At 41.1% G+C, this 17,615-nt stretch carries 14 protein-coding genes and 3 pseudogenes; 8 read left to right on the forward strand and 9 right to left on the reverse strand.

The genetic code is table 11. The features are described from left to right. Positions 1-179 precede the first annotated feature (179 nt). Entirely contained in the window at positions 180-653 is a 474-nt protein-coding gene (locus RS130_RS17325) for a LabA-like NYN domain-containing protein (RefSeq protein WP_316026973.1), read from the forward strand. Positions 654-878: 225 nt separating this feature from the next. Here RS130_RS17325 and feoB read toward each other — a convergent pair. The 4 genes and pseudogenes from feoB to RS130_RS17345 all read right to left on the reverse strand — a co-directional run bounded on the left by feoB (position 879) and on the right by RS130_RS17345 (position 5,074). After that, positions 879-2,694, reverse strand: a pseudogene (gene feoB, locus RS130_RS17330) (ferrous iron transporter B). Between the two features lie 89 nt (positions 2,695-2,783). After that, a complete protein-coding gene (locus RS130_RS17335) occupies positions 2,784-3,014 on the reverse strand; it encodes a FeoA family protein (RefSeq protein WP_316026974.1) in 231 nt (76 codons plus the stop codon). A gap of 100 nt (positions 3,015-3,114) precedes the next feature. After that, entirely contained in the window at positions 3,115-4,458 is a 1,344-nt protein-coding gene (locus RS130_RS17340) for a class II 3-deoxy-7-phosphoheptulonate synthase (RefSeq protein WP_316026975.1), read from the reverse strand. Between the two features lie 142 nt (positions 4,459-4,600). Beyond that, on the reverse strand, positions 4,601-5,074 hold the full coding sequence (locus RS130_RS17345; RefSeq protein WP_316026976.1) for a low molecular weight protein-tyrosine-phosphatase: 474 nt from the start codon (positions 5,072-5,074) through the stop codon (positions 4,601-4,603). A 157-nt stretch (positions 5,075-5,231) separates the two neighbouring features. Here RS130_RS17345 and pepE point away from each other — a divergent pair, with 157 nt between their 5' ends. From pepE to RS130_RS17370, 5 genes are all read left to right on the forward strand, one after another. After that, on the forward strand, positions 5,232-5,801 hold the full coding sequence (gene pepE, locus RS130_RS17350; protein WP_316026977.1) for a dipeptidase PepE: 570 nt from the start codon (positions 5,232-5,234) through the stop codon (positions 5,799-5,801). Next, the gene (locus RS130_RS17355; protein ID WP_316028090.1) at positions 5,749-5,865 is read left to right on the forward strand and encodes a hypothetical protein; all 117 of its coding nucleotides are present in this window, start codon (positions 5,749-5,751) and stop codon (positions 5,863-5,865) included. Before pepE ends, RS130_RS17355 begins: the two co-directional genes overlap by 53 nt. A gap of 284 nt (positions 5,866-6,149) precedes the next feature. Continuing rightward, positions 6,150-6,287: a GntR family transcriptional regulator gene (locus tag RS130_RS17360; protein ID WP_316026978.1), complete on the forward strand. Its 138-nt coding sequence runs from the start codon at positions 6,150-6,152 to the stop codon at positions 6,285-6,287. Further along, positions 6,272-6,523 (forward strand): GntR family transcriptional regulator, encoded by a 252-nt coding sequence (locus RS130_RS17365; protein WP_316026979.1) that lies wholly within the window; start codon positions 6,272-6,274, stop codon positions 6,521-6,523. The genes RS130_RS17360 and RS130_RS17365 overlap by 16 nt, the downstream gene beginning before the upstream one ends. Positions 6,524-6,647: 124 nt before the next feature. Next, on the forward strand, positions 6,648-7,415 hold the full coding sequence (locus RS130_RS17370) for a hypothetical protein (RefSeq protein ID WP_316026980.1): 768 nt from the start codon (positions 6,648-6,650) through the stop codon (positions 7,413-7,415). 444 nt (positions 7,416-7,859) lie between these two features. On the opposite strand, the gene bioD is transcribed toward RS130_RS17370, so the two are convergent. The 4 genes and pseudogenes from bioD to bioB all read right to left on the reverse strand — a co-directional run bounded on the left by bioD (position 7,860) and on the right by bioB (position 11,911). Next, the gene (bioD, locus tag RS130_RS17375) at positions 7,860-8,597 is read right to left on the reverse strand and encodes a dethiobiotin synthase (protein WP_316026981.1); all 738 of its coding nucleotides are present in this window, start codon (positions 8,595-8,597) and stop codon (positions 7,860-7,862) included. 12 nt (positions 8,598-8,609) lie between these two features. Then, the gene (locus RS130_RS17380; RefSeq protein ID WP_316026982.1) at positions 8,610-9,563 is read right to left on the reverse strand and encodes a methyltransferase domain-containing protein; all 954 of its coding nucleotides are present in this window, start codon (positions 9,561-9,563) and stop codon (positions 8,610-8,612) included. A gap of 3 nt (positions 9,564-9,566) precedes the next feature. Then, a pseudogene (locus RS130_RS17385) lies at positions 9,567-10,779 on the reverse strand (aminotransferase class I/II-fold pyridoxal phosphate-dependent enzyme). Between the two features lie 19 nt (positions 10,780-10,798). Continuing rightward, entirely contained in the window at positions 10,799-11,911 is a 1,113-nt protein-coding gene (bioB, locus tag RS130_RS17390; protein WP_316026983.1) for a biotin synthase BioB, read from the reverse strand. Positions 11,912-12,281: 370 nt separating this feature from the next. On the opposite strand from bioB, the pseudogene bioA reads away from it, so the two are divergent. Next, positions 12,282-13,566, forward strand: a pseudogene (gene bioA, locus RS130_RS17395) (adenosylmethionine--8-amino-7-oxononanoate transaminase). 477 nt (positions 13,567-14,043) lie between these two features. Beyond that, positions 14,044-15,699, forward strand: coding sequence for a sulfatase family protein (locus RS130_RS17400; protein WP_316026984.1), 1,656 nt, complete (start codon positions 14,044-14,046; stop codon positions 15,697-15,699). Positions 15,700-16,113: 414 nt separating this feature from the next. On the opposite strand, the gene RS130_RS17405 is transcribed toward RS130_RS17400, so the two are convergent. Beyond that, positions 16,114-17,424 carry a putative bifunctional diguanylate cyclase/phosphodiesterase gene (locus tag RS130_RS17405; protein WP_316026985.1) on the reverse strand — a complete coding sequence of 437 codons (1,311 nt, stop codon included), beginning with the start codon at positions 17,422-17,424 and terminating at the stop codon, positions 16,114-16,116. Between the last annotated feature and the right edge of the window lie 191 nt (positions 17,425-17,615).

Here is a 17,615-nt window from a genome sequence, read left to right on the forward strand (position 1 = left end):
GACGATTTGTTTTGAGAGAGGTTCTACAAATCAGCAGGCACTATAATGTATCTCAAACAGTTTAGCAAGCACTTAGACCAATTGGTCAACAAAATACTTAAGTCTTATAAATTCAACTGTCACTTACTGGTTAACTAAATGATATTATCGAGTTTACTGATACTAGTGAGTAACTTACTTTGCAAAAAATTGCTATCTTTGTAGATGTGCAAAACATCTACTACACCACCCGACAAGCTTACGGTAGACAGTTTAACTACCGTCGATTTTGGCAACATTTACACAATCAAGGGGATATTATTTCAGCCAAAGCCTATGCCATTGATAAAGGCGACCAGCAACAACAAAAATTTCAAAGCGCGCTAAAACACATAGGCTTTGAAGTTAAGCTTAAACCCTATATTCAGCGCAGTGACGGCTCTGCCAAAGGTGATTGGGATGTAGGTATCGCGATAGATGTGTTAGAAGCAGCAGAACAAGCCGACACTATTGTTTTACTTTCCGGTGATGGTGACTTTGATTTATTATTAAAAAAGGTGGCAGAGAAATTTGGTTGTAAGACAGAAGTGTATGGTGTCCCAGAACTGACGGCCAATTCTCTGGTAAACGCTTGCCAAGTATTTCACAAGATAGAAGACAATCTTCTACAATAACTCGGCGGCGTTACCTTTCACCAATCCCTAATGAATAGGGTCTTTTCATGTAATTAAATAACTATGGTGTCAGAACGAACCAGCGTTTTTTGAATAAGGCAACGGTGTACAACAAGGGTTGTTCCCTTTCAAACATCGTTAACCTAATGCAAAATCCGCTGGGACATGCCTGTGAGCGAGTTTTAAAAGTCTATGCTCTACGTGTCAAAAACTATCTTAGCTACACTAAATAAAAGACGCGGCTAAAAAGGCTAAACAATAGGCCAGCATGCCATAACCAATGAATAAGCCCCAAGCAATTTTTCGGCTACCTGTTTCACCTTTTAAAGTAGCCACAGTCGCAACACATTGTAATGCAACTACATAAAACAACATTAAGCCAATACCAGCGCCTAAGGTCAATCCATCCTGCTGAATATTGGCGGCTAAGCCAGCGATATTTTCATCGGCTCCTTCAATACCAAACAAGGTGCCCAATGCGCCAACAAACACCTCGCGGGCTAAGAACGACACCAATATTGCTACACCATAGCGCCAATCCAACCCTAAAGGTTCAAAAATCGGCTCTATCCATTGGCCTAACATCGCCAAGTAAGATGACTGTAGTTCACCGTTTTGTGGAAAATACCCCAAAACCCAGATAACCACCGAGACCATAAAAATAACCGGTCCGGCTCGTCGAATAAATTGCTTGGCACTAGTAAGAATTCTATGCACTAGCGGTTTCCAATGCGGCAAACGATAAGTAGGCAATTCTAAGATAAATGGCATTTCAGCTTTATCCTTGTCGGTGTTGGTTAGTTTACTGAGTAACGTACTGACTAATAAAGCGGTCAATATCCCTATGAAGTACAGGGTGAAAAAGGTGATCCCTTGTAAATTGATTAATCCTCCTAAATATTGAGTGTCAGGAATAAGCACAGCAATAAGTAAAGCGTAAACAGGTAATCGGGCCGAACATGACATCAAAGGTATCGTCATCATAGTGATCAATCTTTTTGCGCGGAGATTCAATTGTGCGCGCCGCCATAATCGCTGGAATAGCACAGGCGTGGCCCGACAGATAAGGTATAAAACTGCGACCTGATAACCCAAAATAGCTTAAAGGCTTGTGACAAATTAATGCCGCTCTAGCTAAATAGCCACTGTCTTCCAATAATCCTATGACAAAAGTCAGTACCATAATTTGCGGCACAAAGACTAAAAACGAACCAACCCCACCAAATATTGCATCGGTAATAAAGTCGTTAAACATACCGTCTGGTAAATTAGCGCTAACCACTCCAGCCGCTTGCGCTAATGCAAGTTCAACTGCATCCATTAACGGACTGGCCCAAGTAAAGATACTCTGAAACAGTAAAAACATGATGGCCAAAAACATTAGCCCACCAAATAAACTATTCAATAAGAAATCATCAATACGATTTTGCCTCTTTAACACCACGTCGGCTTTTATCCCGTATTGGCGTGATAGCCTTCGGCTTATCTCTAAAACAGGTTGCTCATCTTCTGTGTTAATTTTTGGAACAAAATCTTGGGCATGCTCAACCGCATCCAAAATTGCAATTTTAAATTCATGCAAGCCAATAAGTGTCTTAGCAGACAAAGCCAATACTTCGCAACCTAAATCATGACTTAATTGGCTGGTATCAATTTTATGCCCAAAACGCTCCACCTCATCAATCATATTAAGGGCAAAGATTACTCCCTTATTATGCTCTCTAGCTAAATTTCTGACTTGTAAGCCAAACACTAAGCTACTTTCCAAACGGGTCGCATCTAAATTGCACACCACTAACCCAGTGTCGTCGCTATGCATAGCTTGGTGCAATTTTTCAATCGCTAGTTCTTCATCACGAGACAGGCTTTTCAGGGAATAGGTCCTAGGATAATCAACCAACTGATGTCGCTCGAATTTAGCGCTTTTAAGTTCAACTGTTACGCCAGTGAAATTTGCTACTTTTTGGCGCATGCCCGTTAACTGGTTGAAGAGTAAACTTTTACCTGAGTTGGGCTTGCCAACTAAGATGATATTTTTCATTGAATGCCTAGCAAGAAATAATAATTTTATGAGGATTTAACTAGATGAACGCAAATACGTGCGACATAGAGTCACACAAAGGGTACTGACTAATTCACACTAATATTGATACGATCTGCAATGCTTTGCTCTAATGAGTAAACACAATCACCCAGTTGTAAAACAAGCGGTCCCTTCATAGGGCTACGTCGTATACATTGAATGGATTGCCCCGCTGCAAAACCCATTTCACTTAGGCGTTGAACAACGGCTGGTAGTAAGGTGGGGTCAAGGCCATCAACTAAGGCGCTTTGTTTAGATTTAATTTCCCAAAGTGTCACTAAAGTTACTCTACAAGTCAATTACAAATAAAAATCATTATTATTTATAACATTATGAAAGTGGGAGTGCAAACTGTTACACCCCACCCTAATAGATTTTTTAGTTCGCTCTCAGGTTATCTGCCACTATAAACGCCATTTCTAACACTTGGTCTGCATTTAAGCGAGGATCACACTGTGTTTTATAGGCTTCGGCCAAATCCGCATCACCTATTTGATATGCACCGCCGGTACACTCAGTTACATGTTGTCCGGTCATTTCTAAATGAATACCACCAGCATGCGTCCCTTCGGCTTTATGGGCTGCAAAAAACTGCTGTATCTCACGTAAAATAGAATCAAAGTTACGTGTTTTGTAACCACTTTCAGATGTAAAGGTATTACCGTGCATGGGATCAGAACTCCATACTACTTTTCTACCCTCTTGCTTCACTCTGCGTAACAACTTAGGTAAATTTTGCTCCAAGTTATCCGCTCCCATTCTGGTAATAAGGGTCAAACGACCCGCTTCATTTTCTGGGTTAAGTGCATCAATCAGTTGTATTAATTCATCTTCTTGCATGCTCGGACCTACTTTCACTCCAACCGGGTTATGAATACCACGGAAGAACTCCAAATGAGCATGATCAAGCTGACGAGTGCGTTCACCTATCCACAACATATGAGCAGAACAGTTGTACCAATTGCCCGTTAGGGTATCGACACGAGTTAGGGCTTGCTCGTAATTTAACAACAACGCTTCATGAGAGGTATATAAACTGGTTTCACGAAGGGTTGGAGTGTTAGTAGCATTAATGCCCATAACGCTCATTAGTTCTAACGAATCTTGAATACGTTTTGCTAAATCTTGATATCTTTCTTTTAACGGGTTGTTCTCTACAAAGGCCATATTCCAACGGTTGACCTCATGTAAATCCGCTAAACCGCCCTGAGCAAAGGCACGTAATAAATTTAGCGTAGAGGCACTTTTGTTATACGCTTCAACCATTCTATTTGGATCTGGTCGACGCGCTTCTTTAGTAAACTCAAAGCTATTGATAATATCCCCACGATAACTGGGCAATGCGATGCCATTAATGGTTTCAAAATCGCCCGAACGAGGCTTAGCATATTGCCCTGCCATGCGCGCCACTTTTGTTACCGGACATCGGCCTGCAAAGGTTAAGACAATAGCCATTTGTAAAATAACTTTAAAAGTGTCGCGAATTTTAGGCGCATTGAACTCATCAAAAGACTCGGCGCAATCACCACCCTGTAGCAAAAACCCTTTACCTTCGGCGACATCACCTAATTGTCTAAACAATTCGCGGGTCTCAGCTGCAAAAACCAATGGCGGATAACTTTTCAAGGTATCTTCCACTTGACTTAATTCTTGTTTATCGTCGTAGGTAGGTTGTTGTACGATTGGCTTTGCACGCCAACTATCTGGTTGCCACTGGCTCACGATTTTTCCTTGTAAAATTGGTAAAAAAACACTTTAACGTAGTCGGTTTTATATTAACCGATACTATAGGCTGAGAAACTTAGAGGTTATGGGAGTAAATTTCAATCTTTTACCCCATATAATTTTAGAATTCCCCATATTATTATTTACGGGCTTGAATTTCGTTCAACAAACCAGTCGATGCTTGTTCGATTAAATCCATTACATATTCGAAACCCTTCTTGCCACCATAATATGGATCGGGTACTTCATCTTCTTCAGAGGCACAATGGCTCAAAAATAAAGTGACTTTATGCTGATGCTCTGCTGGGCATATCGCGATTAAGTCCTCTAGATTTTGTTTATCCATAGCAATGACATAATCGAATGTTTCAAAATCGCTTTCTTCGACCTTTCGGCATTTCAGGCCTTTAAAACTGTATCCTCGTGCCGTACCTACCTCTTGCGCCCGCTTATCTGGCGCGGCACCTTTGTGATATCCAGCTGTGCCCGCAGAGTCTACTGTTATATCTAAGTCTAATTCAGACACTTTAAATTTAAATACAGCTTCAGCACTGGGTGAACGACAAATATTGCCTAGACACACAAATAATACCGAAATTTTACTATCAGCCATTTTTATCCTGTCGATTAATCAATGAATTTTTCATAGCACAGCATTCTATCTGGCTGAGGTGAGAATTCCCAACAATATTGGCAATTGCTTACATCCAAAAGTGTTAAAAATCTTGATATCATAAAATATGATTGTTGTTGAATAGTGAGGTTAATCAATGCGGGTCCTAATGTTGAGTAGTTCTAGAGTGGGTGATGAGGCCTACTTAGATCACGCTATCCCCATGATTAACCAGCACTTGGCAGGTATTACGGATGTGCTATTCGTGCCCTTTGCAGGGGTAAGTATTAATTGGGATGACTACACAGCTAAAGTGCAAACTGCCCTGCCCCAACTTAAAATTATAGGCTTGCACCAGCAAACTGATGCCAAAAAAGCCATTCAATCAGCACCAGCAATTCTGGTTGGAGGTGGCAATACTTTTAACTTATTACACCAATTATACGAACAAGACTTACTCACTATCATGCAAGATAGTGTCAAGCAAGGTGTGCCGTATATAGGTTGGAGTGCAGGCTCAAATATATGTGGTAACAGTATTCGCACCACTAACGACATGCCGATTATTCAACCTAAAAGTTTTGCCGCATTAAACTTTGTGCCGTTTCAGATCAACCCTCACTACACCGATTACCAACCACCTGTACCACAATGGCGAAACTCGCGCCGAACGCATTCAAGAGTTTTGTGCCTTAAACCCCACCTTATCGGTAATAGGTATTCGTGAAGGCAGCGCACTATTATTACAAAACCACTCGTTAACCTTATTAGGGGATTTACCTGTAGGGTAATATTCGAGGCAAGCCACTTATCAGAAATTAATCCTAAGCAAGACTTAAGCACTTATCTCAAATCGTTACCAACTGCACACTGCCCATAGACCTACATTTAGGGCTGCATGGCCAGCCCTAACCTTCATTTTAAATGATAGAAAGCCATCAAATTCATACATATAGCTTAATTACTCAACAAATAATAACTATCTTTCCAGCATTTTCTATCAATCAATATTTGACAACTCAAAAATTAGTTGTACCATTACTACACATGGAACAACTGGAGCATTGAAAATTATATGCATATTACGATTGATCTTGATGATCCCAAACCGATATTTGCGCAGTTGATTGAACAGATTAAACAAGCAGTAGCAGCGGATAACATTGCCCTTGTGATCCACTGCCGTCAATCCGTCAATTGGCTAATGACTTAGATGTCAACAGCAAAACTATTTCTAAGGCTTACAAATTATTAGAACGAGATGCGGTTATTCAGAGCAAAGGATACAGAGGCACTTTTGTGCATCCAGATGCCAAAGCCAACTGCCAAGTTGATTTATCTGCATGGGTGACAAGCCAATTCGAAGAACTTATAACCCGCATGAAAGAAGCCGGCGTGACCGACTCTGAAATGCGTATTAGCTTCAACAATATATTAACTAATTTATAGAAGACTTAATTACTAAGTCATTGACTCGAGGAGAGCAAAATGTGGATTGAACTACTTTTTTTACCGTATTTTTTTACAGGTAATACTAATTTCTTATTACTTCCCTAGCAAACTTAAGCAAAGAATGAGTTATGTGTTCGAGCAATGCCCGTACGCGACCCATAAAAAAATGTATCCCAAAGGATATGAGAACGCACTAAAAGTAAAGTTTACTTTCTCACTCGTAAGTCATGTTGTTTTACTCATTGGCTTAGTTATTTATGTAGCCCTTGGGATCTTAATATTTACAGAACGAGCAAACCTAGAAAAGTTCAATTTTGTCCCATTGGCCTACGGTATTGCCCAAGGTATTCCATTTTTTCTTATAGAAGTTTCAGGCTTTAAACAATTCAAACAAATGCGTGCATTGAATCAAAGTAACAAACGCACTGCTGATTTAAATCCACGAAGCTTATTTAGCTTTATTAGCCCCTTGCAACTAGCTCTAGCAGTTTTCGCTTGCGTGTTATGTGTATTATTAATACTTGTTTTTAATGATTTTGTATTCAACTCAAAAGTCATCACGTTATTCATTTCTCTTTTGTTATGTAACACACTGTTTTTTGTCTTAGGTTACAAACTAATACACGGTAAAAAGCTGGATCCTCATCAATCAGCAAAAGACCGACATATTGCTACTAAAACGGCACTAAGTTCCTTTATTTCTGTCAGTATATTGGTCAGTGTATTTTTCATTTTTAATCAATCAGTAGACGCTTATTCTTTAGACATATGGGAGCCTTTGTTTAACAGCCTTTATTGGTTACTCGTCATGTTGTTAAGTACAGGGCAAGTGTTGCTCAATGTTAATTTACAAGAAGTAGATTTCGACGTGTATAAAACCGCTAACTGAACTGACGCAAGCCTGACATAAGTCACTATCCGCCGTTCCCCAATATGACGGTAACATGCCAGTTTTCGCTGGCATGTTATTTTTATAGATAGAAAAATGAAGCTTGTTTTAACACCCTCAAACTTGGGCGTAACACTATCAGCATTCACACTATTCACAATTTACTTTATAACCCGCACTGGCACTGCAAAAACAACCGCTGTTGATCTGAATAAACGCTTAGTAATGTTGACCCAAGAATTAGAAAAAGAATATGTAAACTAGCAGAATAATGCCTGTATACAGACGAGCGAATAAACACGCCTCAAGAGCAGTTAATACCTTGAGGTGGACATAGCTCACCTCAAGGTATTGTTTTATATTGATTAGCTTTGAATGGACTGGCGTTTGATCAGCTTGGCTTTAACTGACTAGTGTTAACCGAGCAACCTTGAACCCTGTCAGTTAAATTTCAGCGCTTAAGCCTAACCGCCCTAAGTTTAAGTAATTCCCTGCATGATCGTCGCCACTAAGCTGTGGCACATTACCTAAAAATGGCGCATCAAGTAAGCTTTTTAAACTTTCAATATTTTCGTCCACTAATACCATATCTGGATCAACTTGGTTCGCCACCCATCCGGCTATTTTAAGGCCATCATTGCTAATAGCCTCGGCGGTTAACACGGCGTGATTTAAACAACCTAAGCGCATACCTACTACTAAAATAACCGATAGATTTAGTTCAGAAACAAATTCAGACAAGTACCTAGGTCGCCCCAAGTAGCTGCCCCCTAATGGTAATCGCCACCCTCCTGCACCTTCGACTAAAATTACATTTGGTTCTTTTTGCAATAGATGAACAAAGCCTTCGCGAATTTTATCTACCGGAATAAAGTGTACATCGTCAGACCCCGCCAAAGCTTTCAAAGCCAGATGCGGCGCAATGGCCGCTTCAAATGCAATAGGATTAACTTCATCATATTGCAACTCAATATTCGAATGTCGCTGCAAAATAAGAGCATCTTCGTTACGTAGACCATCTGGAGTATTTTCACAACCGGCTGCGATCGGTTTATAGGCGACTGTCGAATAGCCCATTTTATCCAATGCCAACAATAACCCCTTACTGATACAGGTTTTACCTACTTCGGTATCGGTGCCGGTAACAAAAAATGCGCGGTTGCTTTTGGTTAGATGTCCCATGTTTATCCCGTTCTAAATCTTAGTTTTCTTACAATGTAAATAGCAGACCTGATAGGTCAATGGCAGTAGTTTATCCTTCGCAAAACTTTGTCGATAAACTGCCTCAAGCTGTAGCAATGTTTGTCGGTTAAAGGTATGTCGATTGGTTAATTCAGATTGAGCCTGTTCGGTTGGTAGTACAACATTCGCGCCAATGGATTTAATTGAACTTAGCAACTGACGTAAATTGGCATGCCAAGTCACATACTGCTTAGTACAAACATGCACCTGCAAACCTTGTGCTAGTGCGGCATTTTGCCAACTTCGAACAGTAGCAAAATCGTTCACGTGTTGTCCATTGTCTAGTTGCTGCCAGCTGTGATTTAGCTCGCTAAATGAGCCATCACACATGATCGCTAACACAGCTTCACCGCCTGACGTCATAACCCGATTAACCTCTCCCATCACCTGATTTTGCTGGCGGCACCACTGTAAAACCATAGACGAATAAACACGGTCTACAGACTTATCTTGTACAGGTAAGCTCTCGGCATCACCTTGCAACCACATTACGTTTTGCCGTTCATTTCGCGAAGAACCTTTAGCATAAGACAACATGCCAAACGCTAAATCCAGTCCCAGTAATTGCCGACACCTTTTTCCAAGTTCTGCGCTATTACGCCCTGTACCGCAACCAATATCAAGTAAAGCGTTACCCCGCTCTGGCAAAAATGCCATCGCATCAGTGGCGATATCTAACTGCACCATTGCTGCTGAATCATAGGTACTGGCAGCTCGACTAAATTGTCGAGCAATGCGTGATTTGTCGCTGCCATTAGCGGTGATAGTCTGTTCCTTTAACCCTTTAGTTTCTTTAACGTTATGAGCTGGCGCGTTATCAATTAAGCAACTAGGCACTGTTTCAGCCATATTTTCTGGCATAGTTTTAATCGCCTTTTCTGTACCATATTGCTTAGCTAAAGACATCGCTTATTGCGCCCCTTTGCCAGCAGGAAATAGACAAAGTTGCAAAGCATCTACTAAGGCTTGTATATCTTGTTCTTGATGTCCTGCGGTAATGGTAATCCGTAATCGGTCGGTATTTTTAGGCACAGTAGGATAGCGAATAGCCGATACCCAAATACCGAGTTGCTTTAATTTTTCGCTCGCCTCTAATGCTTGTTCAGCATTACCGATCAAGACCGGTTGAATGGCTGTATCAGACGCTAGCAATTGTATACCCGCTTCTTTTGCCAGTTGTTTAAATTGCGCTATACGTTGCAGCAAGATGTCTTTATTTTGTAGGCGCTTTTTAGATTGTAAACAGGCTAACGTGGCATAAGCTTGAGCAGCAGGCATAGCTGTGCTGTAAATATAGTGGCGAGCAAAATTTACTAAATAATCTATCAATTCAGCACTTCCAGCAATAAATGCCCCTGCGGTACCAATCCCTTTGCCAAAGGTAGCCATCAGCACTGGCAACGCTTGCTGGGACAAATTGTATTGCTCGGTCACACCTAATCCTTTGTCGCCTAGCACCCCAAAACCATGGGCGTCATCGACCATCAACCAAGCTTGGCTTTGCTTAGTAATACTGGCAATTTCGGATAGTGGCGCTTGATCGCCATCCATACTAAACACCCCTTCGGTGGCCACAAGTATGTCATCGGTTGACGTCGTTTTGTTCAACAACATTTGCAGATGAGTTAAGTCGTTATGCCGAAACCGGCTGAGTCTGGCGTCACTTGCTTGCGCACCATCAATAAAAGAGGCATGGATTAATTTGTCGGCTAAAATAACCCCTTGGCTACTATCTTGAATCTTTCCCTGATGCAGATTAGCGGCAAATAAAGCTTGGCAAATCCCTTGGTTGGCGGCGAAGCCTGAATTAAACAATAGTACTTTTTCGCGGCCAAGCTGTTCAGCTAAATACTCCTCAAGGGCTTGATGGACATGTGTGTAACCTGTCACCAAAGGCGATGCACCACTGCCTCCACCAAATTCACTGATCTCCATCAACCCATGCTTGAGCCACCACAGTTGAGCGGCGCATGGCTAAATAATCGTTACTCGAAAAATTAATGTAATGGCGGCCTTCCACCTGTATCAGTGGCCCTTGGGCAGATTCAATCACTTGTCGTTGTCGAAATAAATCGTCACTACGACGCTGTGTTAGCGCCGCAGGTATAAAATCAAAAGGCATAGTTAATCGTTTCTAATGGCTAGTTTTGTACCACTTCGGCAACCGTCTTAGTGCTGGCGTCATAAAACAAATTTTCGTTAGTATCGTCAGTCATTTTGTCTTCGATTTCTTCAAGTAACGCAGCTTCGTGCGCTTCGTCTGAATACTCTCGGGTTTGTTGTGAGTTAATTCCCAACTTTTTGAACAACATCACGTCTTCATGGGTATCTGGATTAGAAGTCGTTAATAACTTACAACCATAGAAAATAGAATTGGCACCGGCCAAGAAACACATAGATTGCATTTGCTCGTTCATGGCTTCGCGGCCAGCAGATAAACGCACAAATGACTTAGGCATCATGATCCTTGCTACCGCTATAGTACGAATAAAGTCAAAGTCATCTAAATCATCGACGTTTTCCATCGGTGTCCCTTTAACTTTCACCAGCATGTTAATGGGCACACTTTCTGGCTGTTGTTCTAAATTCGCTAACTGCATCAACAAGCCACTCCTGTCTGATGCTGTTTCCCCCATTCCTACTATTCCGCCAGAACAAACATTCATACCGGCATCACGTACATTCGACAACGTATCTAGACGATCTTGGTATGTACGGGTTGTGATAATGTCGCCGTAAAATTCCGGCGAGGTATCTAAGTTATGGTTGTAGTAGTCTAACCCAGCTTGTTTTAGTGCTAATGCCTGATCGCGAGTTAGCATGCCCAAAGTCATGCAGGTTTCTAACCCTAGCTTTTTAACTTCTTTTACCATGTCGATCACATAAGGCATATCTCGGTCGCGAGGATTCCGCCAAGCAGCACCCATACAAAACCGTGTTGAACCAGTTTGCTTGGCTTCTTTAGCACGCTGGATCACTTTTTCAATTTCTAGTAAACGTTCTTTTTCAAGACCTGTGTCATAACGCGCACTCTGTGGGCAATATTTACAATCTTCAGGACAAGCCCCGGTTTTAATCGAAAGCAAGGTACTAACTTGTACATAATTGGGATCAAAATGTTGTCTGTGAACACATTGAGCCTGAAACAATAAATCATTAAACGGCAAAGCAAATAGCGCGTTAACTTCTTCTAAACTCCAGTCGTGACGAATTTCGCTTGAATTCGAATTTACTGCTTTAGTTTGTGGTGACATGAATGAACCTTAATTTTTATTAACCTGAGTGCAGGATAAGAAGTATCGTTTAAGCTAAACACTAGTCTAGGCTAAGCAATATCAATATAATTCAATAATTTAATATGTCTTGTCTACATAACCTAAGCTAAATGCTCACTCGGTGACGACATTTTTCGTGTATATAGCGAGGCGGATTGTCGTACGTAATAACGTGTTATTACTAAACAATGCAACGCCGCGAGACACAAAGAGAGCGTTATCGAGAGGTTCGGCTTATCCAGAATTCAGGTTTATTAAACTTTACTTCCAAAACTTGCGAGCTTAGTCTATGTTTCCGGCGCACATTGTCAACTTAAATCGAACAACAAAGCTTACATCTGGATAAATTTTGAACAAAGAACAACTACCAAGCAATCTCCTTTTTGATCAACAGCATATTTGGCACCCATACACGTCTGCCATCAATCCCCTACCTTGCTACGAAGTGGTGAAAGCCGAAGGGGTACATATTCATTTAGCCAGTGGCGAAAAACTCGTAGACGGGGTGTCTTCATGGTGGACAGCCATTCATGGTTATCATCACCCAGCACTTAATAAAGCGCTGCAAGATCAAACCGAAAAATTTGCCCATGTCATGTTTGGTGGTCTAACCCATCAGCCAGCGATTGATCTCTGCCGCACGTTAATAGACATAACGCCACAAGGTTTAGATCGGGTGTTTTTAGCCGACTCAGGCTCTGTCTCGGTAGAAGTCGCGATGAAAATGGCACTGCAATATTGGGCCTGCCAAGGCCATAGCAACAAGCATAAATTTATCACACCTCGTAATGGTTATCATGGAGATACCTTCGCCGCGATGTCGGTTTGCGACCCAATAAACGGTATGCATAGCTTGTTCACCGACGCTCTTAATCAACAAATATTTGCGCCAGCCCCGCAAACTCGTTTTGACAAACAGTGGAACGAAGATGATATCAAACCACTGGAGCAGCTAATTCAGTCCCATCACAATGAACTGGCGGCACTCATCATAGAACCCATAGTGCAAAATGCTGGGGGCATGCGTATTTACCATCCCGAATATTTGAAACGTTGTCGCCAACTTTGTGATGACTACGGGCTATTACTGATATGTGATGAAATCGCTACTGGATTTGGCCGAACGGGCAAGCTGTTTGCCTGTGAACATGCCGATATCAGTCCAGATATTATGTGTATTGGTAAAGCACTTACCGGCGGATACATGACCCTAGCCGCAACCCTTTGTTCAGAAGATGTGGCCCAAGGGGTGTGCCAAGGCGAACACAGGTGTGTTTATGCATGGTCCTACTTTTATGGGCAATGCTTTAGCCTGTGCGGTGGCCAACGCCAGTTTAGCGCTGCTGCAACAAGGTGACTGGCAGTACCAAGTCGCACAGATCGAGCAACAACTCAAAACAGAATTGTTGCCCTGTAGAGCATTAGACGCTGTAGCAGATGTAAGGGTATTGGGCGCAATTGGCGTAGTCGAAACCAAATCGCCGGTTAACGTGGCAGAGCTCCAAAAAGCGTTTATCAAACAAGGGGTTTGGATAAGACCTTTCAACAAATTAGTGTATATCATGCCACCGTATATCATTGCTCCAGAACAGCTGAAACAACTCACTCAGGCGATCTATTTAGCTTTAAAGTAAGCAGACTAGCAATATTTGCGGCGAAACGTACTCTTGCCAGCAAAACCATAGATATATCGATGTACTTTGCTGGCAAGGACGCTGCAAATGCTAGTTTATACAGTACGAAGTACCAATAATAGCAGTGGCAAATAGCCAATACCGACTTTAATTTATCAAAATCCGCAATTAAATATAAATTACCTAGCGCACAACACTACTCTGGCAAAAACAGTGAGCCCAAAAATCCCCTACTTCTTTTTCTCATAATAAAGCCGTCATGCAGCTTTTTCTGCCAAAGATGAGTTTCAATTTATACTGACAAAAATGTAAATTTGTTGACAATAAACTGTAAACGAATTAGCGTTTATTTGCTTTACATATAAATACATCAATTCATTGAGTTTTGATTCACTAGGAATAGCACACTTTACCTTTCATGCTAAGAACCGTTAGTAATGGCGTATGAGGGTAGAGAAAATCTAAGGGTTACACATTATGTCCACTAAAATGATCCACTCTGTTCATCGAATAAGCTTGCTTTCATTGGTATCGCTAGCATTGCTTGCATGTCACCAGTTGCCAACAGCTACGTCAACGGCCAAAAGCCAACCTGCCGCTAAGCATTATAATATTTTGTACGTAATGTCTGACGACCACACTGCTTCAGCCATAGGGGCATACCAATCTAGGTTAGCAAAATTAGATCCCACCCCCAACATTGATAAACTAGCGACCCAAGGCACGTTGTTTAAAAATGTTTTCGCCACTAACTCTATCTGTACACCTAGCCGAGCCTCAGTATTGACGGGGCAATATAGTCAAACCAACGGTGTTCTCGACTTAAATGGCACGATCCCCACTGCGAAACAGCACCTCGCTAGACTAATGGGCCAAGCTGGGTTCGAAACCGCGATGATAGGAAAATGGCATTTGCGAGAAGAGCCAGGGGCATTTGACTACTACAAGGTTCTGCCTGAGCAAGGCCTGTACTTCGATCCAATTTTACGGGACAAAAACAAAGGAAGTTGGCCAAACAACGAGGTCACTATCAAAGGGCACTCTTCTGATGTAGTGACAGATATTTCCATAAACTGGTTAAAAAATCGCAAGTCAGACAAGCCTTTCTTTTTGATGCATCACTTTAAAGCGCCCCACGATATGTTCGAGTACGCACCAAGATACGAAGACTATTTAAAAGGCGTGCATATTCCAGAGCCGTCTAGTATGTATGCGCAACCTGAGTTTGGCTCTATAGCTACACGAGGTGAAGAAGACAGCATGTTATGGGAAATTGGCACCTCAATATCCAAACGTAACCCAAGAAGAAATATGGGAATTCATATGGATATCGATCCTGAATTAAGTGATAAAGCATACACCCATCAAGCTTATCAAGAATATTTGCGTCGCTATTTACGCACGGTAAAAGGAGTAGACGACAACATGGGACGTTTAATCAATTACCTAAAAGAGTCTGGCCAGTATGACAATACCATCATAATTTATACCAGTGACCAAGGTATGATGTTGGGTGAGCATGATTATATCGATAAACGTTGGATGTACGACGAATCAATGCGTATGCCATTTATTGTTCGACACCTAGGTAAAAAAGATGCACCTAAAGTATCAGATGTAGTGGCGAACAATACTGACTTTGCTCCTTTCATGTTAGAGCTTGCTGGTCAAACTGCGCCATCATTTATGCAGGGAAAGAGCTTTGCTGCGGTGCTGGATAATTTGCCGCTAGTCGATTGGCGCAAAGGCACATACTATCGTTACTGGATGCACAGAGCACACCATGACGTACCCGCGCATTTTGGATTACGTACTAAGCGCTACAAGCTTATTTTCTTCTATGGGATTAATTACGATATAAACTTTCAACAAACTGACAAAGTATACTATGGCATGGACTGGAGTAGGAAAGATGGCGTTATTCCTGCTAAAACCCCTACCCCTGTTGCTTGGGAATTGTATGATCTAGAAAAAGATCCTGACGAACTAATCAACCGTTATCACCACCCTGATTATCAAAACATTGTGCAAGAGTTAAAAATTGAATTAGCAAACCAACGTAAAATACTCAATGAGACAGATGAAAATTATCCCCATATTCAACGTGTTATAACTGAGCATTGGCACGACTAAAATATTGTTGACAAACAGAGCAGGACATTTCAGATCCTGCTCTGTTTATACCCACTGCAGTATATATATGTCAAATCAGCAAGTGTACACTTAGCCAGAATTAACACGGCGCTGGATCAAACACCTTAAGTGTTGAAGTGTGATTAACCTGAGTTCTGGATAAGAAGTATCGTTCAAGCTAGACACTAGTTTACGCTAAGCAATATCAATATAATTCAATGACTTAATATATTTTTGTCTGCATAACTTTAGCTAAATGTTACTCGGTAACGACATTTTTCGTGTATCGCTAGGCGGATTGTTGTATCTAATAACGTGTTATTGCTAAACAATCCAACGCCGCTAGACACAAAAAGAGCGTAATCGAGAGGTTTGGCTTATCTAGATTCAGATTGACTACCAAGGGGTTGGGTTTTAACTGTTCATTGCTCGTATCATTGATGTGCCCACCGACATATCTTTGTAAGCCAAATCTATGAAGTCATCTAAACAGATCGCTTTTGAAAACAAATAACCTTGGCCTTTTTGAATGCCAATTTCCCGCAATATATGTAAATGACTTATGTCTTCAATGCCTTCTGCCACCAATCCACACTTTGCAGCTTTGGCAATGAGTAAACTTGCTTCAACTATGGCTTTATTGATGGGACTTTGATTGATTTCCATTATAAAGCTTTTATCTATTTTAATAGTATCAATGTCGATATTACGTAAATACCCTAAATTAGAATATCCCTTGCCGAAATCATCGATGGCCACAGACACACCTAATGACCTTATCTGACTCAACTGTTTTTTGACTAGCAAAGAATTCGATAGTGCCACGTCTTCTGTCAGTTCCAGCTCAAACTGACACATTTTTACCCCATGGCGAACTGACATCTCTCGCAGAGACTTCACAAAATCTAAGTCATACAATTGTGTAGGTGACATGTTGACTGAAATTTTTAACTGCAGACCAACACGGTTAAGTTTAGCGGCATGTTCAAAAGCTGCATTTAGCACCCAATACCCGACTTCATTCATCATATTGTATGATTCGGCGGCCTCTATTAAAGCGCCAGGAAAAAGCACGCCATCCAAAGGGTGATTCCAACGCAACAAACACTCAGCTCCCAGTATCTCTAAACTATTTAGATCAATTACCGGTTGCAGATATATTTCCAATTCATTCTGGGCCAAGGCTCGTGTTAGATCAGCTTTTAAGGTTAATGACCGCCCACCTTCACTATTATTTATTTCATTGGCATACTGAAAATTATCAAACTTGTTCGACTTCGCTTGCCGCAAAGCCATTTCAGCTAACGAAAAAAGTGAGTTAATATTTTTGTTACGCAATGGGTTTGAGGCAACACCCACATTGAAATCCACGATAAACGCATGGTCATCACATTGAATAGGTGTTTTAAAATGTGAAATTAAGTGGCTATAAAACTCGTGAAGCTGTGCTTGATTTTGCGTACCAGATAAAACCAAACCAAAAATATCACCACTTATACGCCCAAAAACGGCTTTATTGTCAGCGATATAAATTATACGGTTGGCAATTTCTAATAGTATTTTATCTCCAAAGTCGTAGCCCAAACTACTACTCACATCAGAAAAGCGCACAACATCAATCAGAAATAAACTTTGATGTGAATCGGCCACCAGTAATTTTTCAATATTATCTAAAAATGCATACCGATTAGGAATGGTTGCTAAAGACTCATGAGTATACTGCATTAAATATTTCAGTCCTGTTTTATCAAAATTAATACGACTAAAAATCCCTTACTCAGCCAATCTTTTTAAAAATAAGTATCGTTTAAAATCAAGTGGTAACTTAAAAATAAGGCCCATTAACAAGAGCCTTATTTGCATTTTTTAATGTTCCAGACTATAGCATTATACTTTAGTCCAACCAATAACAATGG

Origin of the sequence: Paraglaciecola aquimarina, assembly GCF_032464635.1 — a bacterium.
In the GTDB taxonomy this organism is placed as follows: domain Bacteria; phylum Pseudomonadota; class Gammaproteobacteria; order Enterobacterales; family Alteromonadaceae; genus Paraglaciecola; species Paraglaciecola aquimarina.